Here is a 20,748-nt window from a genome sequence, read left to right on the forward strand (position 1 = left end):
GGAGATCGCCGATGACCTCGCCCACCGCTTTCGAAAACACAGTCGCTCATGGCGATAGCAACGTTATGGCAACGCCGTTCATGAAATGCCTTATTCGCCTGGTGAGGGCGCAGGACACCCATGGGGCGTGGGAAGGAAAATCGAACACTGACCTGCTTGCCGATTTCATTGTGACGAAGGAGCAGCGCCACGAAATGCCGATCATCGGTGATCCGGATCCGGACGTGATATGGAGGCTCCAAATCTTCTACACCTGCGTGGGACTAGGAATCGAGGAGCGCTCTGGCCTTCTCGCATCGTCGATCGTGACGATGAACCCTGAAGGCTTCGGGCGTGTCGTTCTCACGACGGGGCGTTTGGTCCTTTTGTCTAAGACCCTTCGAGACGTGCACCGCTTCGGCTTCGAGACACTTCGCAAACTGGCTGATGCCGGTGCGAAACTGGTCGATGATGCGATCGCCACCATCGAAGCTCATCCCGACGTGGCGCGGGCGTCATGAAATCGGTTTTCGAGGAAAGAGATCATGTCAGACATTGTGGAGCAGCTTAAGAAGGTCCGCCAACTGCAGTCACGCGCAGCAACTGCGAAAATGGAGTTGCACGATCTTGCCGAGGACCTCCCGGTCAACTGGCCTAAAATCAATAAGATCGCACAGAAAACATTTGACGCATTCGCCGAGCTGGACGCCGCAAAAAAAGACCTTGCCGCATTGGAGGAGGCACGATGACGGCGCCTTTCGTCACGCGCGATGGTTCCAGCTGGGTACCAGAATATCTAACCGCTATCGATGGCAAAACCTGCATCGGCTGCGGTCGCTGCTTCAAAGTCTGCTCGCGCGAGGTCATGAAACTTTATGGCGTCGATGAATCGGGTGAAATCCTCGGCGTCTGTGATGACGAGGACGACGACTTCGATGGCGAGCTCAATCGTATGATCATGGTTGTGGACCAAGCCGGACGCTGTATCGGGTGCGGGGCCTGCGCCCGCGTCTGCCCCAAGAACTGCCAGATTCATATTGCTGCTGACAAGCTCACTACATGTGCGGGCGTATAAAACCGGAGAACGGCGATGCCTTTTTCAACTTTCTGTCGCCTCCTGCATATGGTCATGTGCGCGAGCCTTCTGGGCACTTATTTCGTTTCACATTCCATCCTCAGGGCAATGGTCACGACGCTGGATATTTGGCTTCTTCTTCAGGTGGCCTATTTCGCAAGCGTGCTTTTTTTGATCTGGCGCGCCAGTTGCGCTTCAAAGAGGAGCGAGCGGGCCTTGCGTTTCGATGATCTCGAGGAAATGCGCTATCGGCCAGAGCATTGCGAAAATAAAGACTGAACTACTCCGTTGTCTTCAGCTCGGCTCGATGGTGCGGTTTGCTGCCGTTGAGGGGTCGGGAACAGATCAGTTGCGAGCCTCGGGCTGCTTGGAAGACATTGATCATCGAGCATGACGTTGTTGGAACAACTACACGACATGACCGTCGGCGATCGCTTCCACGGGGTCGCAACCTGAAGAGTTCATTGCTGTCGGTCGCGTTGACGCTGAAGCGCAGAGCACTGGCATTCAGGTTGCGTCGCCTCGATGACCAACGAAGGCGAGGGGACAATGGGATCTTTGGAACGCGGGAGAGTGCCGTCAGTAGCTTAAGGGTCATGCATAGCTGACTTGGATTTGAGGCCACATTTGGAGAAAAAATGCTGAAAAATTTCGAACGATATCCCCTTACCTTCGGCCCCACGCCTATCGAAAAGCTTGACCGCCTCAGTGAGTATCTAGGAGGAAAGGTGGAGATCTACGCCAAGCGCGAGGACTGCAATTCGGGTCTTGCGTTCGGCGGCAACAAGCTGCGCAAACTCGAATACATCATCCCGGACGCCATCGCGTCGAAAGCCGATACGCTCGTGTCGATCGGTGGGGTGCAATCCAATCACACGCGCATGGTGGCCGGGGTCGCCGCCAAGATCGGCATGAAATGCCTTCTGGTGCAGGAGAACTGGGTACCATACGAGGACGCGGTATACGAGCGTGTCGGCAATATTCTTTTAAGCCGGATCATGGGAGCGGAGGTGCGGTTGGTCGATGACGGCTTTGATATCGGCATCCGCAGCAGTTGGGAACAGGCGCTCGACGAGGTCAAGCAAAAGGGTGGCAGACCCTATGCGATTCCAGCTGGCGCATCTGTCCACAAATATGGCGGTCTCGGCTATGTGGGCTTTTCTGAGGAAGTCCGCGCACAGGAAAAACAGCTTGGTTTTGCCTTTGACTATATCGTTGTTTGCACGGTGACAGGCTCGACGCAAGCAGGCATGGCCGTCGGGTTCGCCAAGGATGGGCGACAGCGAAATGTGATCGGTATAGATGCTTCCGCCACTCCCACCCAAACCAGGGCGCAGGTGCTCGGCATTGCCCAGCACACTGCAAAGCTCGTCGAACTCGGCAGGGAAATCACCAACGATGACGTGGTATTGCTCGCGCATTACGCGCACCCACGTTATGGCATTCCTTCCGAGGAAACGAAGGAGGCGATTCGCCTTTGTGCTCGGCTAGAAGGAATAATTACTGATCCCGTTTATGAGGGCAAATCGATGCAAGGGATGATAGATCTCATCAGCAAAGGCTTCTTTCCAGAAGGATCTAGGATTCTGTTCGTGCATCTCGGCGGCGCACCGGCAATTAATGCTTACAGCGACACGTTTCGAAACGGCTGACGCTCACATATAACAGTGGGCTTCCCCGCTGGCATCGTGGAGCCGCTGTTTTAAGAATTATTCTCCGCGATAATAGGATATTGAGCGGTTCGAGTTTTATCAGCTCGACGTCAACTGACGTTGGGGAGGTCCTGCGGAACGTCGTTCTCCGAAAGCTTTGCCGCACCGATACTCTCGCGAACGATCGAGAGACCGCGACGCAGATCAACCTCTGTGATGATAAGGGCAACAAGGAACTTCAATACCTCGCCCCGCCCACCACAGGTTTCGATCACCAGGCCGCGCCGCAGCGCTTCTGCCTGGATCTTGGCTGGCAACGACGGGTCCTTCTCCGATACAAGACCGTACATCAGTCCTCGGCCCCGTACGGTCAGCCCAAGGTTGGGGAAATCGTTGGCGATCGACTTCAGCTCGTCCGCGAGAATTGCAGATTTGGCAGCGATCTCGGTCTCGAACTTGTTGTCGGCCCAATATGTTTCGAGGGCCGCACGGGCAGCAACGAAAGCGAGATTGTTACCCCTGTAGGTACCGCTGTGCGCACCAGGCGACCAGATATCCAGTTCAGGCTTCAGAAGAACGAGAGCCATCGGCGTGCCGACTGCCGATATCGACTTCGACAAGGTTACGATGTCCGGGACAATCCCAGCCGCTTCAAAGCTGAAGAATTTTCCCGAGCGTCCCACGCCTGCCTGAATGTCATCCAGAATGAGCAGGATTTCATGGCGCTTGGTCAGATCACGCAGCCGCTGCAGCCATTGAAAATTAGCCGGCCTGATGCCACCTTCGCCCTGGATAGCTTCCAAGATGACGGCGGCGGGTTTATCCAAGCCGCTGCTGGGATCGTTGAGCAGCTTCTCGAAGTAATCGAGCGTGTCAACCGAAGGACCGAGATAGCCGTCGTAGGGCAAAGCCGTCACGTGCGCGAGGCTAAACCCCGCTGCAGTCCGGTACTTCTTGTTTCCGGTCGCGGCCAAAGCGCCCGCGCTGACGCCGTGGAATCCATTGGTGAAAGCGACGACGTTTGATCTTTTTGTGACCTGACGGGCAAGCTTGAGTGCCGCTTCGACCGCATTTGTACCCGTGGGGCCCGTAAATTGCAGCTTATAGTTCAAACCCCGAGGCTTCAGGATGTATTTCTCAAAGGCCTCGATGAATGCCCTTTTCGCACTCGTTGCGAGATCGAGCCCGTGAATGATGCCGTCGCGCTGAATGTAATCGAGCAGCGGCTTCTTGAAAGCCGGGTTATTGTGCCCGTAATTGAGGGCGCCTGCTCCCGCAAAGAAGTCGAGATATTCCCGACCATCCGCGTCGATCAGGGTGGTGCCAACCCCGCGATCGAACACGATCGGAAACGACCGGATGTAGCCGCGCACTTCAGATTCGAGGCGCTCGAAAATTCCGATGCCCGCATCACTCTTAGCGACGGATGTCTTGTTCATAACCGCATTCCCCTCGTGATGAGCAACTTTGCGGATCTGCAGCCTCCAGGAGGATCGTCGCAAAGAATTGTCGCGTGCGATGGCGCCTCAGGCGTAGCGCTTCTAGGAGGTGCAAAGTGAGGTCGCTTCGTTGGGCCGGCACGACGGAGCGGCACCCACCGCGACCGCGGGGCCATGATCTCCTAAAATGCGCTTTCCGTGGGTTAAAGTTCTAAGAAATTTCTGCGCCAGTTTTGTTTCGGCTATCGTGAGGCTTCTTAAAATTTGCTGAGAGGGGGATCATTGCGGATCGACCTGCATCTGCCGGACGAGCGATTGTACGCTTGCAGGATTGACCTGCTGCCTGTCAGTCGCCCACTTCCTCGAGCGAGTAGCCGGCGGACCTGACGGTGCGAATGATCCTGCGGGACGATGAACTCTCCAGCGTTCTTCTGAGCCGGCTGACATGGACGTCAACGGTGCGATCACCCACGTGTATGTTGTCCGGCCAGACCGCGTCTATCAACTCGCCTCGGCTAAAGACCCGGCCCGGATTCTCAAGCAGGTGCCGCAGCAAGTTGAATTCAATCGGTCCGAGATGCATCTCTTCGGCATTGCAGCGGACCCGGTGCGTATCAATCCTCATTTCAACGTCGCCACAGCAGAGCGACCTACCGTTTTCAATCTTGTAAGGCTCCGGTCGCGCCAATACTGTCTTTGCGCGCAAATAGTCGAGCAGCTTGGCTGGCGCGATGGGTCGCACGAAGCTCTCGTCAATCCCCGCTTTCAAGAGATCGAGTTGCTGGCCTCCGGCGCCGGGTGCGATCAGCGCTATGACAGGGAGATCGCCAATCTGGAGCTCCTGCTTTAGCCGGCCGCAGATAGTGGGCTCTGCCGCGCTCGTCGGCTGGCAGTCCAACACGACAGCCTGCGCCCCCCGTTCGCCGACAATTGCGAGCGCTTCCTCCAAGCCGTCGACCAACTTACTTGCAAAGCCACCCATCTTCAGAATGTGGCTATAGATCAAATAGAACTCCGCATCTTGCGAGCAGATCAGGACCAGTGGGATCATCGGCGCTCAGCTCCTTCTTTCAATAAAATGCACTTTGATAGCAATCTGCCATGTTGCTCTCCTCTTTGTTCAAACGATCGCGATAGCGCGCGACATGGCTGCACTCAGGCAGCACTCGCCGCGTCGCAACGAAGGACTTCAATATTTGTGCCGACTCGGATGATCTAGCCGAAGGAAGTTTTGCAATTGTATTTCAACAATTTATTCTAAAAAAAACGCGAGATTGTGTTAACAAGTCTGTGTCGTGGAGCCAACAAAGCCTGCAGAATGTGTCGGATGTATTACGTGCAACCGCAATATTTATAAGGATACGAAACATTCGTCGACTCTGTTTCAAGAACCCTGTGTGCTCCTGGCCACCGGAGGCATGCATTAGTCTTCGCTCAAACAGACGAGGACGTCGATACGGTGCGCATGCCGTCCTTATCCTCAACAGTAGAGGATGGTACGCGACGCGGAAACTCAGCAGGCTGCTCGAAATCACTCTGATGTTCTTGCCAGCGCCTCACGAGCTGAACCGGCGAGGAAACGACTAGCGTTTATGCGAGAAATCTGGCTTTTTAATCGCATTTCAAACATCACGACAATATCGTCGCCATCGTTGCGCCACATGGAGCAAGCTCGTCAATCATTCGTGCAAATTTATATCCGTCGGCCTACAGGAATGGAGATTCATTATCATCGCCCTACTCTGTATTGTAAACGAGACTGGCGCCACGCTGAACTAAGCAAATTCAAGGTGAGCGCGACGAACATCCCACCTTTTCTTTTGTGATTGAGGCCGCGGGATAAGCTCCTTCATCGATAGGAGCTGAACGGAATGGTTGTCTTCTCTATTCGGCGTGGTGAGGTCAAGCACCTTCTGACTATCCGCAGCTGCGGTGATTGATGTCTTCGCAGTATCGCGCTTCTCTCCGGGATCGACCTGTGTGGCCCTCCCACTATGGGACCAGAAGAATGAGGCGGAACAATCTAATCGGCGACCTAATCGGCGACCTGATCGCAATAAACGACCGTACCAAGACAACACGCGAACTCACCTCATCCGTCGTCCTGCGAAGGACATCTTTCCACCACCGGCGGAATCTTCTTGTCTCCTTTTTTTTCGTTACCCTGGTTGCTAACTATGCAGCAACAGGCAAGCTCTCCCGTGTCCAGCAGAATTCGGTTCCGTCACTCCACATGCGATGCATGATCACCGCAAGCCGTCGTGCCAACGCTACAACCGCCTTTTGCCTCCCGCGGCGTCTGGCGATATTCATCGCCCACGCTTTTAGCCACGACCATTTCTTGACGTTTACAAGCAGGACTTGTGCTGCTTCGTAAAGCAGGGATCGCATCATCGCGTCACCGCAACAGGATACGCGCCCGACCCGCTTGCTTTCACCAGACTCGTTCAGTTTCGGCGTCAGCCCGAGCACAGAACCGACCGCCTTTGAATGTGCAAACCGCGCAGGAATATCGATGGTTGCCGTATAGGTGAGAGCGACCACGGGGCCGACACCAGGGATCGTCGTCAATCGGCGACAGACTTCATCCTCGCGGACCAAATCCAAAACCTTCTTGTGCAGCTTGGTGAACTCGTTGCGCAACAGTTTGCGTGCAGCCAACAATGGCTGCATGATTTCGTGTAGATCAGGCCTGTCTTCGACGAGCTCATTGATCCGCTCCTCGAATTTGATCTTGCCGACCAATCCGACTTTCAGACCGAAGTTGCGCAACAATCCGCGAATGTCATTCGCGATGGCGATGGCTTTCTCCTGCAAAAGTTTGCGCGCGGTCAGCAATGCTCGGTGCTTCTGGCTCGTCAATGTCTTCACATGCACAGGCCGATAGAGATTGACGCGCATCATCTGGGCCATGCCACGCGCATCGTTGCGGTCCGTCTTATTCGGTTGGGCTTTCAAAAATGCCTTGGCATGCCTGGTCTCGATGCAGATCACCGGCAATCCTGCCTTGGCAAGTCCGTCATAAAGCCATTGCGACAGTGGTCCGGCTTCAAGACCGATCCGCTCAATCTGCCACTTCGGATCCTTGATCACCGAGATCAAATCCTCAGGGTGAGTGGCTACTTTCGTCTCCCGGCAAATCTTGCCTGTCTCATCAACAATGCAGACCGCGGTCTCTTTCACCGACACATCCAGTGCACAATAGTGTTTCATGCTGCGCTTCTCCCTTTGATGTTTGAGGCTGTTGAAAGACATGACCTCGTTTTACCATCAGCCAGAAGCGCAGCACCCCAATCCACAATGGTCAACGCTGAGACGCAAAGCCGAATATCCCATCTAATCGCATTCCGTTCGTCAACGGTGATCTGGGCATTCGGCATTGTCAGCGCGTTGCTGAGCGCGCAGCGCGGCATAGGTGGATTGCTTGGTTCCAGCCTCAGCGGCCATGTTTTGTTCAGAGCTTTCCGGTGCCGGGAGCAGGGTTGTCTCCGCGGTCGACACATGGTCGCCGCACAATGGTCTTCGCAGGTGGGATCGTCCTAATGTTCGAGGCGCAGTCTCAACGAGCTGCAACCACCAGGAGCGGAATGATCCTGCCCACGTCCGCAGCAGGGACGCTCAGTACCCAGAGTTTGATGGCGCGCTGAGGGACGAAGGCCGAGCGTCTCCTATATGGTCGCGCCAGCCGATGCGTTGAACACTTCTCCCGTTTTGAGCATGCTGTGCATGATGACCGCAAGCTTTCGCGCGACCGCCACCGCAGCACGCTTGAAGCCGAGTCGCTCCCGCAGCTTAAGACCCCATTTTTTTAGACCGCTGTCGCTCCTGGCACTGGTTCTCGTCAGAAGCGCTGTCGCGGCTTCATAAAGCAGCCCACGTAATCGATTGTCACCCCTTCGCGAGATATGGCCGTCATAATCGACCTCGCCTGATTGGTAGCGCCGAGTTGTCATTCCGAGCCAAGCGCCAACCGAGCGCGACGTTCTGAAGTTTCCTGGATCTTCAATCGCTGCGACGTAGGAGGCGGCTGTGACAGCGCCTAGTCACACATTATAATACCCATCTTGCTACGTTATTGAAAGTAAAGGGACACTTGCTCCGCATTTGATGATCGCGGACCCTTTGCAGCTCTGACGGTCTCGATCAGATACGGATCTTCGATATCCCGTCGTTTGATGACCCATGGCGCACCCTTACAGTATTGCTCGGCAGGGATAATACCCGTGCGAATCTTTCGTAAGACCGTCATAGAGCTCAGATTAAGCATTTCCGCGGCTTGGGCCAGTGTGACTTGGCCGCGCTCCACCCATTTGCCATCCCGGTGGACTGCGATGCCGTGCACATTGCGGAAGCCTCAGACGCGCGATTGTGTCCATCCGTTCGATCGACCGGTCCGCTTTCCTTCCCGATTCAGCATACCGGCAATGGCCTTGTCAGGCATCATTCGCGCGCAGACGCGGATCAATTTCACCATTTCCGGTTCGCAAGACCATCGTGTCTGACCCCGCCGGTTCTTTCTCACCGTCAGGCGGATGTGATCACCGCACTGCCAATGCAACAGCAAATGAATCTGGTCACCTTCGACACTTGCTATCACCTCGCACAACACCGCCCTGGCAATACGCTTGCGCGTCACCGCAGTGGCCGCCGGATGACGCCAGGCGGCCTCCAGATCTCCTCCCATTTGCAATAGACGCTGGCGTTCCTCGACGCTCAAAGCCGCTGGCCGCTGTCGCAGAAGGGTCTCCAATTCCTCCTCGAGTGTGCGTACGGTCGCCAGGGCATCGTTCCACCGCCGTTCAAGTTCGCGAGCGACCAGACGGTTCTCGGGATCGACCGTGTCATACTGCCGGCGCGCCCTAGCTGCCTCATACCGCGCTCGTTCCAGCGCCAAATCGATCTGGCACTGCTTTTCGCCAGACTGTTGTTCACGCTGCGTGATCGCCTGGACCGCCGTTTCAACGCCGAGCGGCTGCAGCAACCGCACGATCTCGCCACCCACCAACTCATCAACCCGCAGCGCTCCGAACGAGATACAGGGATCTCGCCAGGATTGCTCCGCTTTGCGTCGCAGCTGTAGCGCCCGACATCGCCCTTGGCGCCATGATAACCGACAAGCATCCGGCCGCCGCAATGACCGCAGCGCAATAGACCGGCGAGCAAAACCTCTCTGCGCACCGGCCCGCGCACCATCATACCCTTACCGCTGGCGATATTAGCGATCAGCCGTTGGTTCCTTTCAAAGTCCGCCCATGACAAATAGCCTTCGTGATGCTCAACAAGCAAGACCGCCCAGTCTGAGCGATCTTTGCGACGGCCGCGCACGATTCGCTTGCGGCCATTTTTGATTATCGTCCGACTTCCGGTTCTGCCAAAGGCGTAAGCACCCGCATAAACAGGATTGGTGAGAAGGTTGTTCACCGTTGTGTGGACCGGAAGCTTCCACAGCACCTGCTGCTGTGCCGTGATCCCGGGATTGGTGTACGGCAGCGCGATCTGGTCACTGCAAAGCGATAAGAACACCTGGCGGATGCTTTGCATTGAGTTGGCTCGGTTTGTCTGAACAGTTCCGGGCGTTTCGCTAAGTGGATTTCCGCCTCGATTATGCTGCTACCATCATCGGTGTCAGCGCGTTGAAGTAAGCCTGATCCGGCGTCTGCCGGTCAAGCGATGAATGTGGGCGTCGTTGGTTGTAAAAGCTTATATAACGACCAATTCCGGCACGAGCCTCCGGCACGCTTTTGTAGGCATGGAGATAGATCTCCTCATATTTGATCGACCGCCAGAGCCGCTCGACGAAGACGTTGTCGCGCCATGCGCCCTTGCCATCCATCGAGATTTCAATCCCGGCCTTCTTAAGCACTGAGGTGAAGTCAACGGAGGTGAACTGCGATCCCTGGTCGGTATTGAAGATCTCTGGCCTGCCATATCGGCAAAGAGCTTCCTCGACCGCCTCGATACAAAAAGCCGTCTCCATCGTGATCGACAGCCGCCATGAAAGCACTCGGCGACTGAACCAATCGACGACGGCGCAGAGATAGACAAAGCCCCGCGCCATGGGGACGTAGGTCAGGTCCATTGCCCATACCTGGTTGGGTCTGGTGACCGCCAGCTTCCTGAGCAGATATGGATAGACCTTGTGACCAAGTGCTGGTTTCGACGTATTCGGACGACGGTAGATCGCCTCAATGCCCATCTTCTTCATCAGCGTCGCGACGTGAAGCCGCCCCGCGACAAGCCCGTCGGCCTTCAAAAGCCCTTGCAACATGCGACTTCCGGCGAAGGGATAATCGAGATGCAGTTCGTCAATCCGCCGCATCAGAGCCAGATCGCCGTCTGACGCAGGACGCGGCGAATAATAGACGCTGCCACGGCTGAAGCCGAGAAGCTTCGCCTGGCGAACGACGGACAGTTTGTGCTCGCGATTGATCATTTCTTTCCGCTCAGCAATCCGGCTTTGCCGAGCGCACTGGATAAAAAATCATTCTCTAACGTCAGTTCCCCAATCTTGGCGTGCAGGGTTTTGACATCGACGGTCGGAGCCGCCGGTTCCGCTTTGGCGTCATCGCCGAAAACGCCCGTCGCCCCCTCAAGGAGCTGGTCTTTCCACTGCTTGATCTGATTGGCATGCACGTCGAACTGCTGGGATAATTCCACCAGCGTCTGTTCGCCCCTAATGGCGGCAAGCGCCACTTTCGCCTTGAAAGCCGGGCTATGGTTCCGGCGCGGTCGTCTTGTCATGGTATCTCCTGTTCCCGGCATCTAAGCCGAAGTCAGGCAGAAATTCCACTTATCCTTGCTGTCCAAATTTCCCGAGCCAGCTCTCATTTCGGCAAAGCGCGTGAAGACCAGCCCAATCGCCTCCCGTACACGCTGGTCGGGATCCTTTTCGATTTTGTCACTGCCCACTTTCACATAGCCGACGGCAACCGCGAAGAAGAACTCACCCCGTCGAGCCTTTTGCATCAAGGCCTCCATCGAACGGACCCGCAGGAGCGACAGCTCGAGCTCGCTCATTGTCCCCTTCATGCCAAGCAAAAGCCGGTCGTTAGGGTGGCGAGCATCGTAAATCCCGTCTTCATCCACGATCACCGCGTTAACCAAGCCGCAAAATTCGATCAGCGTGTGCCAGTCACGTCCATTACGCGCCGAGCGCGACACCTCGATTGCAAATACCGCGCCGACGCGGCCCTCACAAATCGCTGTCAACAGCTTCTCGAAGCCTGGACGGTTCACGCCCGAACCCAAGCGCCCAAGGTCGTCATCGATGACTGTCACATCCGTCCAGCCAAGAGCACGGGCATGCTCGGCAAGGCCATATTGACGCCGCCGGCTCTCATGATTGTTGGCAAGCTGGTCGACAGTCGATTGGCGAATGTAGATGAAGGCGCCGCGCGTCAGGTGGTCATCTGTGATCTTCATCACTGACCTCCGTCACTGCCGGACACGTCGAGGGACTCCGACAGGAGCGCGCTTACCAGGGGCAGTAGCTTGCTCCGCTCTGGCGCTACTATCGGTGCCGGCAGTGTCTCGGGTGGAAAGAGGTTCAATTGGCGCTGACGGGGTTGGCGCTGTTTCATGCTTGTCTCCTTCTTCGCGACGGGAATCGTCGCGCAGCAAGCTTAAACAGGCATCGAGCTCCACACGAAGTTCACGCAGATGCGCTAGCGGCTGACGGGGAGACTCCGTCACCATCATCGTCTCCGCACGATCTTCCGTCATCCAGAACGGCAAATGCGCCAGGGTCCCGTCAGGCTGGCGGAAGATCAAAGCGACCTCCTCACCATACCGCCTGCACCCGGCAACAATCACCGTTTCTCCGTAACGCGGATGAAATCGGTGACGGACAATCGTTTCGCCCGACTGATAGCGGGCATTATGAGGTTGTTGCACCGATGCCCGGTATCGTCATTAAAAGCTTTGTCGCCTGACTCTGTCGCGCCGCTGCGAGCAGTTGGCGATCAAGATCAGCCGCGCGTTTGCGTATGTCTCGCCACGCATCGAGCAGAGGCAAGATGATCCGTGCGAGGTTGTCATTCCCAGCTAGAAGCTCTCTCACATTGCCATCGAACGCCCGACCTGTTCCTTTAGGGACGAGACCGAACGTCTTCATTAGGCCGCGAACCTGGTTGCTTAGCTGGGTTGAGACGCTCAGAAGCTGATTTCGAGCCCCGATTAAGGGGCGTAAGCATGCTGTCGAACGCTTTTACCCGGACCACCTGTAGAAGCCGGCTTCAGCCAGTTGCGCCAACCCATCCGCATCATTGGCGTCGGTCTTGTTGAGCGTCTCGTTCAAGACCTTTTGTGCGTGCCGCGCTTCGATGCAGATTGCAGGAATTCCCTCGGCCGTCAGCGCATGATAGAATCATGTCGATAATGGTGCACGGCGATCGCCAGCCCGCAATATCGGCCGTTTGCCCAAGCACCTTCCGCGTTATGACGAGATCATCGAGCCGGAGAGCAAGACTTCCCCTTGCTGTTCGTTCGAACTTCATTGCATCGGCACGGACGTCAGCAAGGCGCTCGACATCGTGCCTGCGTTGTCCGGGTCAAACGGACGATCCGGCCGCGCTATGCCTGCCGGGCTTGCGAAAGCGTTGTTGTGCAGGCGTTGGCACCAGCGCGCGTGATGGACGGTGGCATGGTGACCACGGCGTTTGCCGCGCATGTCGCTTTTTCGAAGTTTACCTGGCATCTCCCGCTCAATCGCCAGGCGCAGATGCAGGCCTCCTGCGGCGTCATCATTGATCGGGGAACACTCGGCGCCTGGGTCACGCGGGTCGCCTGGTGGCTGGAGCTTCTCCATGACGAGCTGCTTGCCTTCATCCGCTCGCAGCCGAGGGTGCTCTGTGACGAGAGTGTGCTGCAGAGCAGCGGAAGGAGTTCAATATGAACTAAGACCGTAGCGTAAAGCTGCGTGAATGATGGGGGACGGCCCTCCGGGATCGGCTTTCAGGAGCAGGTCTCAAACCAGTCCGAGCTGCTGCGGTAAAGAGCCGTGGTGGTGAGCGTCGGATGAAACGTTCGGACGAGATCCGAGCAGATGCATGTCCAAAAGACGAACGAAAGTGAACCCTCCGAGGACGCGTCGTTGTGAACTTAAGTGTCGTCGAAACCAGGACCGTTTCGTCATCCTGGGACACTCCGTCGGGTGCCTGATGACCGGGCGGTCGGCGACCAGCGTAGAGGGGGCGTGAGTTGGACATAGGCTTTCACGCGGAACTGCAGGAACCAGGCTCCTGATGCCAAGGGAGAAGCTCAAGCGGAGCAAACCGCAAGGCGAGAATACCGATGCAGGAGACTGGGGCAGACCGACCTGTACGAGCGTTGAAGGCCGTGTAATGGGGGCAGAGCAAAGGGGTCCGATCAGGTGGTCGTATTGTTTGGAACAACTGGAAACAGGATGACTTCGATAGGTACGACAGACAAGCCGTTTCGAATTGAGAAACGGCAAGTGTACGAAGCTTACAAAACGGTCAAAGCCAACCATGGTGCAGCCGGGGTGGATGGGCAGACCCTGGAGATGTTTGAGAAAGACCTTGCAGGAAATCTCTACAAGATCTGGAATCGGATGTCCTCTGGGACGTACTTTCCGCCGCCGGTGCGCGCCGTCTCCATTCCGAAGAAGACTGGAGGCGAACGGGTTTTGGGTGTGCCCACCGTCGACGATCGGATCGCGCAGATGGTGGTCAAGCAGATGATCGAGCCGGATTTGGACTCCCTCTTTCTTCCCGACTCCTACGGTTACAGGCCGGGAAAATCGGCCCTGGATGCCGTGGGCGTGACGCGCCAGCGGTGCTGGAAGTATGATCGGGTTCTCGAATTCGACATCAAAGGGCTGTTGGATCGACTTTCATAATGCCCCCTGGCTCATAGCATGTGTTCGAAGAGGGTTGGGTTTTGATCTATGGTCTTGATCCATAGACCTTTTCTCTGTCCACGGATGACATAGACTGATTCCAACTCACCGTGTCTCACTCGCTGCAACAGAGCTTGGCGGGAAAGCCCGAGGGTATCCAATGCATCGCGGATGGGTTCGAAGCCATCGTCCGGTGTGGTGAGGAAGCGGGCCTTGAGCTCGTCTGTCAGTCGGATGCGCCAGGGAGCACCGGGCGTGATCTGTTCGCCTCGAATGAGGCCGTCGTTCAAGTGGCGGTGAAGGGTTGACGGCGCCACGCCAAGGACGCTGGCTGCCTGACGGATGGTCAGAATGTCGCCGTCCGCGGTTTGCGGCCGGGCCTTGCAGGCAGGAATATTCCAATGGCGCCGCAAATTGCCGACGCGGTTGGCATCGAATCGATGTCCGCGTGCTGTCTGCCGGCCCTGGCGGTTGAGAACACCGGCAATAACGGCGTCCGGATAGTGCGGAGCCAGTCGCCGCACCAGCGTCAAAGTGTCCTCGTCGGTCCGGACCGTTGCCGGGCGCGAGCGCGGCAGGGCGACCTCGAGTTGACCAATCGCACCACCTTTCCAGCGCAGCGTCAGACGTGCGCAAGCATTGTCTCGATCGACATGGAGGGTGACTTCCTCGATCAATGTCCGCAGCAATTCCTTGTGGTCGCGTGCTGTGGTCGATGGTGCATGCCAGACGCTCACCAGATCGACGCCAAGGGTGAGCAGATTTGCCCGCTCCTGGGACGACAACAGCCGTGGACGCGCCTCCTCTCGGCGTGCCAATTCCGTCTTGGCCACCTCCAGCGCGCGCAGGGCTTCTTCCCACTCCCGTTCCAGGGAGCGGGCGACCAGGCGATTGTCAGGATCGACAGCGCGATAGCGGCGCTTGGCACGGTTGACGGCGAACTGCGCCCGTTCCACGTCGAGCCGCGACTGCTTGAGGGTTGCTTCCCGATCGCTTTCCAGACGTTCGGCGGCTTCAATCGTGGCGGTTAGGCGCGCTGGTTCAAGTGCCTCCAGGAAAGCTGCAGCCACCGCCTCATCGATCTGCACGCCGCCGATATTGAGACAATAGACGCCCCGTCCGTCAACGATGATCTTGCCAGCGCAATGATAGCCGGGCGCCGCGTTGCGGCCGCGATAGTGGGTGCGTAACCGTCGTCCGCAATGACCACAATGGGCAATACCCTGAAGCAATGCGCCTCCTTCGCGAACCGCACCAGCAGAGTGCCTGCTTGCGTCGGAATGCGGACGCGGCTGTGTATTGGTTGCCATGCGCTGTTGGTTGACCTCGAAAGACGGCCAGTCGATATAGCCCTGATGATGGTCCTTGATCAGCACCTGCCATTCGTCCCTTGGCAGTTTGCGCACCCGCTTGCGCCGTGCGCCGGTTTCGTCGAGCACTGTCTCATGACGATTCTTGCCATAAACATACGCGCCCGCATAGACCGGATTGGCAAGAACAGCGTGAACGCCATGATAGCTTGCCTCGCTCCAGCGTAAATCCTGATGTTCGCCGAGGCGTAGCGGGAATTTGATATCGTTCGCGCGCAGCCACAACCAGACGCGACGTGCAGAACCCAGTTCGGCGAAGCGGGCAAAGATCGTGCGGATGACATGGGAGACCGCTTCGTCGGGATGGATGAGGATCTCACCATCGTCCTCGCCCCAGATGAAGCCGACAGGCAAGCCGCGGCGCAATTCGCCGCGTGCTGCCTTGTTGCGGATGCCTCCGTCCAGCCGAGCCCGAAGGACGTGCAATTCCGCCTCGCTCATGGCACCCTTCAGACCGAGCAAGAGTCTGTCGTTGAACAAGGCCGGGTGATAAATTCCGTCGGCGTCCCCGATCAACGTGTCGGTCAGGCCCGCCAACTCGATCAGCCGATGCCAGTCTGCATTATTGCGCGCCAGCCGCGAGACCTCGAGGCCAAGCACGATGCCGACCCGGGCCAGTGCAACCTCGCTCGTCAGCCGAGCGAAGCCCGAGCGCATGACACTGCCGGAGCCGGACAGGCCGAGATCTTCGTCGATGACCACGATGCGCTCGGCAGGCCAGCCCAGTTCACGCGCCCGGCCAGAAAGGGCGTACTTCCGATCGGTCGATTCGCGGTTGTTCTCCACCTGCGAGGCGCTCGACTGACGCAGGGAGACGACAGCCTGCCGTGCCAGATGGCCAGTGGCAATCTTGCTGTGTTCAATCATCGCAGGCCTCCCTGGCTGTCAGCATGCGTGCGATCATCAGGGCAAGTCGGCGCAACGCCTTTGCCCGCGCCTCGGCGTCCAGCTTCTCACAGGCAGGCGGTTCGGAATGCCGGTTGCTGTCTTCCTCGGCAAATGTCAGCTTCAGTTGCATATGCCTTCTCCTTGAGCGGGCGGCGACTCATCACGCCGCTGAAGAAGAGCGTCGGCCACAAAGCGCAAATGCTGAAGATCTGCGAGCCGACAGATGGCTATGTGGTTTGCAGTGGCGTCGGAGGAGGAAACGCCCGTATCGCCGATATCCGTCCACGCCACGGGAATGTGACTGCGACTGCCATCGGGTAATTCCACAAGCAGCAATGGCATGCCTCGGCTCACCAGTCGCTTGACGACCGGCAGAACACGCCCTTCGAAGGCGTGTCCCGAGCGGGTAACAGCTATCGACGTCGGTAGATCCTGGTGATGGGTATTCTGGCGACGTTTCCTTTGACAATCTTCCGCATGATCTCCTGCTGAAAGCAGTCAGGAAGCATGTCACATGCAATTGGGCCCTGCTGTACATCGAAAGATGGCCGGTAGCGCCGATGGTTCGTCCATTGGAAGGCGTTCGGAACGAATACGTTTACCTGATGGGAGCGGTGTGAATCGAGAGGTTCACGCACCGTTCTGCGAGAGGCTGGCAGGTGAAATCCCTCCGGCCTACTCACCCATTGCCATGGCGGTTCAGTTGATAGTGTCTCGAGCATTATTCAGCTTGCGGGGGGTGGCAGGCTAAAGCCCGCCGATACATAGATATTTCATCTCGAGATAATCCTCGAGCCCGTGACGCGAGCCCTCCCGCCCAATCCCCGACTGCTTTAAGCCGCCGAAAGGTGCTGCTTCGGACGACATGCGGCCAGTGTTGATGCCAACCATCCCATATTCCAGCGCTTCGGCAACGCGCCAAACTCGTTTGAGGTTGGAGGCATAGAAATAGGCGGCAAGGCCGTAGATCGTGTCGTTCGCCGCGTGCACAACCTGGTCCGGATCATCGAAGCGGATGATCGGTGCCAGAGGACCGAAAGTTTCCTCACGTGCGAGCCGCATCGTACCTGTCACCTCGGTGATCACCGTCGGCTCGAAGAATGTCCCGGACGGGCCGATCCGGTTGCCGCCACAGCGGATCGTCGCCCCTTTGATCACAGCGTCGCTCACATGGGCCTCAATCTTAGCAATCGCCCGCACATCGATCAGCGGGCCGATTGCGACGTCCGTTTTGAAGCCGTCGCCGACACGTAGAGTGCGCACCCGCTCGGCAAATTTTTCCGCAAATTCGTCATGGACACTCGAATGGACATACAGCCGGTTCGCTGAAACACAGGTCTGGCCGGCATTGCGGAATTTCGCTTGGATCGCGCCCTCGACCGCCCCATCGACATCGGCATCGTCAAACACAATGAAGGGCGCATTGCCGCCGAGTTCGAAGCTGACCTTCTTGATCTGATCCGAACATTGCCGCATCAACAGCCGGCCGACCTCGGTCGAACCGGTGAAGCTAATCTTGCGAACTTTCGGATTGGAGCAGAGTTGGCGGCCAACCGCATCCCCTTCGGACGCATATATCAGGTTGAGGACGCCATTGGGAAACCCTGCCTGCCGGGCAAGGGCAAACATCGCGCCGGCAACAAGCGGTGTTTGCTCGGCAGGTTTCAGGACGACAGTACACCCGGCGGCGAGCGCCGGTGATATCTTGCGCGCGACCATCGATGCTGGGAAATTCCAGGGGGTGATCGCGCCGATAACGCCAATCGGCTGTTTGATCACCAGCATGCGGCGATCGTTGGAGGATGCCGAGATCGTCTCACCATAGATGCGGTTGGCTTCCTCCGCATACCATTGCAGATAAGCCGCGGCATGGGCGATTTCGGATTTCGCCTCGGCGAGCGGCTTACCCATCTCGGCCGTCAAGATGGCGGCAAGATCGTCGCTGTGGTAGAGGATCAGTTGGTGCCATTGCCACAAGGCATCGGATCGCGCGCGGGCGGGGAGTCCCGCCCAATCTACTCTTGCGGCGTCTGCCCGATCAATTGCCACCCCGACATCCGCCGCCTCCATGTCAGGAAGAATAGCCAAGAGCTCGCCGGTGGACGGATTGAGCACCGGAAAGCGCTTGGCACCGCCTGTTGCGCTAAGATCAGGGAGCGACGCGAGTTCGGCGAATATCTCGGGGTTTTTTAGATGTGCGGTTAGCGACGGCGTCAATGTCAACGGTGATCCTCCTGGCTTGAGCGTGTGGCAGTGTCTAACCACTTGTCGTCAAAAAGGCTGAACCGAAGCGACCCCTACCGATCGCTCCGGCTACAAAACGTGAAAGCCTGTATGAGCCATTCAGCCGGCCAGGGCCCTTGCTGAAGGGCAAAGGTCGAGATAGAAACCGTCCACCAACTCGGTAAGGTCGATCTGCGGCTTTCCGCCACCGGCGATATCGCTGGCGATCCACGCGAAGCCGATGTACATGGCTGCGTCGATTTGTCCAAGCCGGTATTCACCCAAAGGCCGCCGATTCCGCCGGCCGTTAACCAGCCAATTCATCCGAAGTCATCGGCTTCAGGCAAGACCAGAAGGTCGCCTCGAACCGTTGGGAGCTTAGCACTGGTTATGTGATTGGTGACATTTCCCAGTAGGGAGCTCTGCAATCGCCGCCGGGATCCCGGCGCTCAAATTAGATCCCCCGGGGTCAGTCTGTACAGGATGCTGTTGAGTACGCTTGCGATCTCCTTATCGACTTCCTCGATCGAGGCAAGGCCGTTTACCTGCTTTAAAAGCCCTTTCATATCATAGTGCCGCGACAACGGACGCGTCGCTTCATAGTAAGCATTTAATCGCACTTGGAGTGTTGACAGATTATCGTCTGATCGAACCTCCGCTCCTGCACTCATCGCCTGAGCGGCACGCGAGCGGATTCGCTCGGATAATACGTCTTCGTTGACAACAAGCTCGACGACTGCAGAAATGGTACTTCCAATCAGCATTTTGTCCAATGCGTTGGCCTGAGCCAGTGTGCGTGGAAAACCGTCAAGTATGAAACCCGACGCTGCATCCGGCTGATTGAGCCGAAGAGCGACGATTTCAGAGATCGTTTCGTCATTGATGAGAATGCCAGCGTCTATCTTCGCCCGGAGCGTATTCCCCAATGATGTTCCAGATCGTATTTCCGCCCGGAGCATGTCACCGGTCGAGAGATGCGGGATCCCAAACCGTTCAGAGATGCGGTTGGCTTGGGTACCTTTTCCAGCCCCCGGTGGGCCTAACAAAATCAATTTCAATGTCTTCCCTCATCCTAGATGTGGTTCGTATTTTGTTACACCGCGCATAAGCGGTTGTGCCGGCTGTTGACAAGATCATCGACGACCGCAGGGCCTGCGAGAGGCGGGGTATCACCAAAGAACCGAAGTCGTCTTCGGGGATCTTGCGGAAAATCCGGCGCACGATTTGCTATAGTTCCTGGCGCGATTTTTCGCTGTCGACCTCACCCGCCATCACAGTGGACACCGCGATTTCTGCCCCGCTAAGACTTCCAATTCTTTCGTCACATTGATACGACACTAGAAATCGCATTCAGAGTAGGGAATTGCGGATGCCTCCGATTGCACTATCCAGCCTCTAGCACGGCATTGAGGAACTGTCGCGTCCGCGCATTTTGCGGGCTACCAAAGAGTTGTTCTGGTGGACCTTGCTCGACAATCTTTCCACCATCGAAGAAACAGACGCGGTCGGAAAACTCCTTCGCAAACCCCATTTGGTGTGTCACCATCAACATGGTCAGGTCGTGCTCGGCGCCAAGTTTGCGGATGACGTTAAGCACCTCCCCGACGAGTTCCGGGTCAAGAGCCGACGTTACCTCGTCGAAAAGCATAACCTTCGGACGCATTGCGAGCGCGCGAGCGATAGCCACGCGCTGCTTCTGGCCGCCGGAGAGCTGGATGGGGAAATGATTTTTCTTGTCGCTCAGGCCAACCAAGTTGAGTAGATCCACCGCCCGGCCTTCCGCTTCCTGCTTCGTGAGACCAAGCACCGAAACCGGAGCCTCCATGCAGTTCTGCAGGGCGGTCATGTGTGGGAATAAGTTAAAGTGCTGAAACACCATGCCAATCTTGCCCCGTACGCGCCGCAGATGACGGTCGCTCGCTGGGACCAGTTGACCTTTCTTCTCCATGTGCGTGAGCGGTTCCGCATCCACCCAGATCACTCCGCCGTTGATGCGCTCCAGCGTCATCAGCATGCGCAAAACCGTTGTTTTGCCCGATCCGGACGGGCCAATGATCGAGACCTTCTCATTTCGGGCAATCTCAAGATTGAGATTGTCAAGTACTGTCAACGCGCCGTATCGTTTCGCGACATTCTCGAAGCGGACCATGGGCTTAGTCATAACTTCCTCATAGCATGGGGTGTCGAGACTGGACTTACCCGTGACGTTTGGCATGCGATAGAGCATTTCAGGGTTGTCAACGTGGACCTTTAGATCGCTCAT

General features: G+C 57.0%; 19 protein-coding genes and 5 pseudogenes. 7 read left to right on the forward strand and 17 right to left on the reverse strand.

The genetic code is table 11. From position 1 onward, the window contains the following. The first annotated feature begins 11 nt into the window (after window positions 1-11). The 5 genes from CCGE525_RS35365 to CCGE525_RS35385 all read left to right on the forward strand — a co-directional run bounded on the left by CCGE525_RS35365 (window position 12) and on the right by CCGE525_RS35385 (window position 2,706). Entirely contained in the window at window positions 12-500 is a 489-nt protein-coding gene (locus tag CCGE525_RS35365) for a NifX-associated nitrogen fixation protein (RefSeq protein WP_120708981.1), read from the forward strand. Window positions 501-524: 24 nt separating this feature from the next. Next, window positions 525-728, forward strand: coding sequence for a CCE_0567 family metalloprotein (locus CCGE525_RS35370; RefSeq protein ID WP_120708982.1), 204 nt, complete (start codon window positions 525-527; stop codon window positions 726-728). Next, entirely contained in the window at window positions 725-1,054 is a 330-nt protein-coding gene (fdxB, locus tag CCGE525_RS35375; protein WP_120708983.1) for a ferredoxin III, nif-specific, read from the forward strand. The genes CCGE525_RS35370 and fdxB overlap by 4 nt, the downstream gene beginning before the upstream one ends. Before the next feature lie 54 nt (window positions 1,055-1,108). Then, window positions 1,109-1,333, forward strand: a complete 225-nt coding sequence (locus tag CCGE525_RS39325; RefSeq protein WP_425375942.1) for an exopolysaccharide production repressor protein — start codon at window positions 1,109-1,111, stop codon at window positions 1,331-1,333. 359 nt (window positions 1,334-1,692) lie between these two features. Continuing rightward, window positions 1,693-2,706: a 1-aminocyclopropane-1-carboxylate deaminase gene (locus CCGE525_RS35385; protein ID WP_120708985.1), complete on the forward strand. Its 1,014-nt coding sequence runs from the start codon at window positions 1,693-1,695 to the stop codon at window positions 2,704-2,706. A 110-nt stretch (window positions 2,707-2,816) separates the two neighbouring features. Here the strand turns inward: CCGE525_RS35385 and ectB are convergent, their stop codons facing one another. From ectB to CCGE525_RS39345, 11 genes and pseudogenes are all read right to left on the reverse strand, one after another. Further along, window positions 2,817-4,145 (reverse strand): diaminobutyrate--2-oxoglutarate transaminase, encoded by a 1,329-nt coding sequence (gene ectB, locus CCGE525_RS35390; protein ID WP_120708986.1) that lies wholly within the window; start codon window positions 4,143-4,145, stop codon window positions 2,817-2,819. Window positions 4,146-4,491: 346 nt separating this feature from the next. Next, window positions 4,492-5,196 (reverse strand): winged helix-turn-helix transcriptional regulator, encoded by a 705-nt coding sequence (locus tag CCGE525_RS35395; RefSeq protein WP_120708987.1) that lies wholly within the window; start codon window positions 5,194-5,196, stop codon window positions 4,492-4,494. Window positions 5,197-5,676: 480 nt separating this feature from the next. Next, window positions 5,677-5,808 carry a hypothetical protein gene (locus CCGE525_RS39640; protein ID WP_281024690.1) on the reverse strand — a complete coding sequence of 44 codons (132 nt, stop codon included), beginning with the start codon at window positions 5,806-5,808 and terminating at the stop codon, window positions 5,677-5,679. Window positions 5,809-6,320: 512 nt separating this feature from the next. Further along, window positions 6,321-7,358 carry an IS110 family RNA-guided transposase gene (locus CCGE525_RS35400; RefSeq protein ID WP_120708988.1) on the reverse strand — a complete coding sequence of 346 codons (1,038 nt, stop codon included), beginning with the start codon at window positions 7,356-7,358 and terminating at the stop codon, window positions 6,321-6,323. A gap of 455 nt (window positions 7,359-7,813) precedes the next feature. Continuing rightward, window positions 7,814-8,188: pseudogene (locus CCGE525_RS35405) on the reverse strand (transposase); the annotation flags it as partial. Between the two features lie 29 nt (window positions 8,189-8,217). After that, window positions 8,218-8,412 carry a hypothetical protein gene (locus CCGE525_RS39330; RefSeq protein ID WP_342637472.1) on the reverse strand — a complete coding sequence of 65 codons (195 nt, stop codon included), beginning with the start codon at window positions 8,410-8,412 and terminating at the stop codon, window positions 8,218-8,220. An 87-nt stretch (window positions 8,413-8,499) separates the two neighbouring features. Beyond that, a complete protein-coding gene (locus CCGE525_RS39335) occupies window positions 8,500-9,147 on the reverse strand; it encodes a hypothetical protein (protein WP_245472484.1) in 648 nt (215 codons plus the stop codon). A gap of 98 nt (window positions 9,148-9,245) precedes the next feature. Next, window positions 9,246-9,686 (reverse strand): annotated as a pseudogene (locus CCGE525_RS39340) (recombinase family protein); the annotation flags it as partial. 61 nt (window positions 9,687-9,747) lie between these two features. Beyond that, window positions 9,748-10,886 (reverse strand): IS3 family transposase gene (locus CCGE525_RS35420; protein WP_162950421.1). Its coding sequence is split into 2 segments (ribosomal slippage): window positions 9,748-10,628 and window positions 10,628-10,886, totalling 1,140 coding nucleotides; the frame shifts between segments, so codons are not numbered across the junction. A 21-nt stretch (window positions 10,887-10,907) separates the two neighbouring features. Beyond that, on the reverse strand, window positions 10,908-11,567 hold the full coding sequence (locus CCGE525_RS35425; RefSeq protein ID WP_120708990.1) for a recombinase family protein: 660 nt from the start codon (window positions 11,565-11,567) through the stop codon (window positions 10,908-10,910). Between the two features lie 457 nt (window positions 11,568-12,024). After that, window positions 12,025-12,510: pseudogene (locus CCGE525_RS39345) on the reverse strand (IS110 family transposase); the annotation flags it as partial. 16 nt (window positions 12,511-12,526) lie between these two features. Here CCGE525_RS39345 and CCGE525_RS35435 point away from each other — a divergent pair. Then, a pseudogene (locus CCGE525_RS35435) lies at window positions 12,527-13,011 on the forward strand (IS66 family transposase); the annotation flags it as partial. A 537-nt stretch (window positions 13,012-13,548) separates the two neighbouring features. After that, window positions 13,549-13,998: pseudogene (locus tag CCGE525_RS35445) on the forward strand (reverse transcriptase domain-containing protein); the annotation flags it as partial. Between the two features lie 17 nt (window positions 13,999-14,015). On the opposite strand, the gene CCGE525_RS35450 reads toward CCGE525_RS35445, so the two are convergent. The 6 genes from CCGE525_RS35450 to ehuA all read right to left on the reverse strand — a co-directional run bounded on the left by CCGE525_RS35450 (window position 14,016) and on the right by ehuA (window position 20,646). Further along, window positions 14,016-16,241: a recombinase family protein gene (locus tag CCGE525_RS35450; protein ID WP_120708991.1), complete on the reverse strand. Its 2,226-nt coding sequence runs from the start codon at window positions 16,239-16,241 to the stop codon at window positions 14,016-14,018. After that, complete coding sequence (locus CCGE525_RS38635; protein ID WP_162950423.1) at window positions 16,234-16,392, reverse strand: hypothetical protein; 159 nt, start codon at window positions 16,390-16,392, stop codon at window positions 16,234-16,236. Before CCGE525_RS38635 ends, CCGE525_RS35450 begins: the two co-directional genes overlap by 8 nt. Window positions 16,393-17,009: 617 nt before the next feature. Continuing rightward, a complete protein-coding gene (locus CCGE525_RS35465; protein ID WP_120708994.1) occupies window positions 17,010-18,485 on the reverse strand; it encodes an NAD-dependent succinate-semialdehyde dehydrogenase in 1,476 nt (491 codons plus the stop codon). 120 nt (window positions 18,486-18,605) lie between these two features. After that, entirely contained in the window at window positions 18,606-18,809 is a 204-nt protein-coding gene (locus CCGE525_RS38640) for a hypothetical protein (RefSeq protein ID WP_162950424.1), read from the reverse strand. 125 nt (window positions 18,810-18,934) lie between these two features. Further along, on the reverse strand, window positions 18,935-19,543 hold the full coding sequence (locus CCGE525_RS35470; protein WP_120708995.1) for an adenylate kinase: 609 nt from the start codon (window positions 19,541-19,543) through the stop codon (window positions 18,935-18,937). 326 nt (window positions 19,544-19,869) lie between these two features. Continuing rightward, the gene (ehuA, locus tag CCGE525_RS35475) at window positions 19,870-20,646 is read right to left on the reverse strand and encodes an ectoine/hydroxyectoine ABC transporter ATP-binding protein EhuA (RefSeq protein WP_120709189.1); all 777 of its coding nucleotides are present in this window, start codon (window positions 20,644-20,646) and stop codon (window positions 19,870-19,872) included. Window positions 20,647-20,748: the final 102 nt, after the last annotated feature.

It is taken from the genome of Rhizobium jaguaris (genome assembly GCF_003627755.1).
Taxonomy (GTDB): domain Bacteria; phylum Pseudomonadota; class Alphaproteobacteria; order Rhizobiales; family Rhizobiaceae; genus Rhizobium; species Rhizobium jaguaris.

What these genes read in the sequence shown, in the direction of transcription:
- CCGE525_RS35365 (WP_120708981.1), top strand. Translation starts at nt 12, where the DNA reads ATGACCTCGCCCACCGCTTTCGAAAACACAGTCGCTCATGGCGATAGC.
- CCGE525_RS35370 (WP_120708982.1), top strand. Translation starts at nt 525, where the DNA reads ATGTCAGACATTGTGGAGCAGCTTAAGAAGGTCCGCCAACTGCAGTCA.
- fdxB (WP_120708983.1), top strand. Translation starts at nt 725, where the DNA reads ATGACGGCGCCTTTCGTCACGCGCGATGGTTCCAGCTGGGTACCAGAA.
- CCGE525_RS39325 (WP_425375942.1), top strand. Translation starts at nt 1,109, where the DNA reads ATGTGCGCGAGCCTTCTGGGCACTTATTTCGTTTCACATTCCATCCTC.
- CCGE525_RS35385 (WP_120708985.1), top strand. Translation starts at nt 1,693, where the DNA reads ATGCTGAAAAATTTCGAACGATATCCCCTTACCTTCGGCCCCACGCCT.
- ectB (WP_120708986.1), bottom strand. Translation starts at nt 4,145, where the DNA reads ATGAACAAGACATCCGTCGCTAAGAGTGATGCGGGCATCGGAATTTTC.
- CCGE525_RS35395 (WP_120708987.1), bottom strand. Translation starts at nt 5,196, where the DNA reads ATGATCCCACTGGTCCTGATCTGCTCGCAAGATGCGGAGTTCTATTTG.
- CCGE525_RS39640 (WP_281024690.1), bottom strand. Translation starts at nt 5,808, where the DNA reads ATGTGGCGCAACGATGGCGACGATATTGTCGTGATGTTTGAAATGCGA.
- CCGE525_RS35400 (WP_120708988.1), bottom strand. Translation starts at nt 7,358, where the DNA reads ATGAAACACTATTGTGCACTGGATGTGTCGGTGAAAGAGACCGCGGTC.
- CCGE525_RS39330 (WP_342637472.1), bottom strand. Translation starts at nt 8,412, where the DNA reads ATGCTTAATCTGAGCTCTATGACGGTCTTACGAAAGATTCGCACGGGT.
- CCGE525_RS35425 (WP_120708990.1), bottom strand. Translation starts at nt 11,567, where the DNA reads ATGAAGATCACAGATGACCACCTGACGCGCGGCGCCTTCATCTACATT.
- CCGE525_RS35450 (WP_120708991.1), bottom strand. Translation starts at nt 16,241, where the DNA reads ATGATTGAACACAGCAAGATTGCCACTGGCCATCTGGCACGGCAGGCT.
- CCGE525_RS38635 (WP_162950423.1), bottom strand. Translation starts at nt 16,392, where the DNA reads ATGCAACTGAAGCTGACATTTGCCGAGGAAGACAGCAACCGGCATTCC.
- CCGE525_RS38640 (WP_162950424.1), bottom strand. Translation starts at nt 18,809, where the DNA reads ATGAATTGGCTGGTTAACGGCCGGCGGAATCGGCGGCCTTTGGGTGAA.
- ehuA (WP_120709189.1), bottom strand. Translation starts at nt 20,646, where the DNA reads ATGACTAAGCCCATGGTCCGCTTCGAGAATGTCGCGAAACGATACGGC.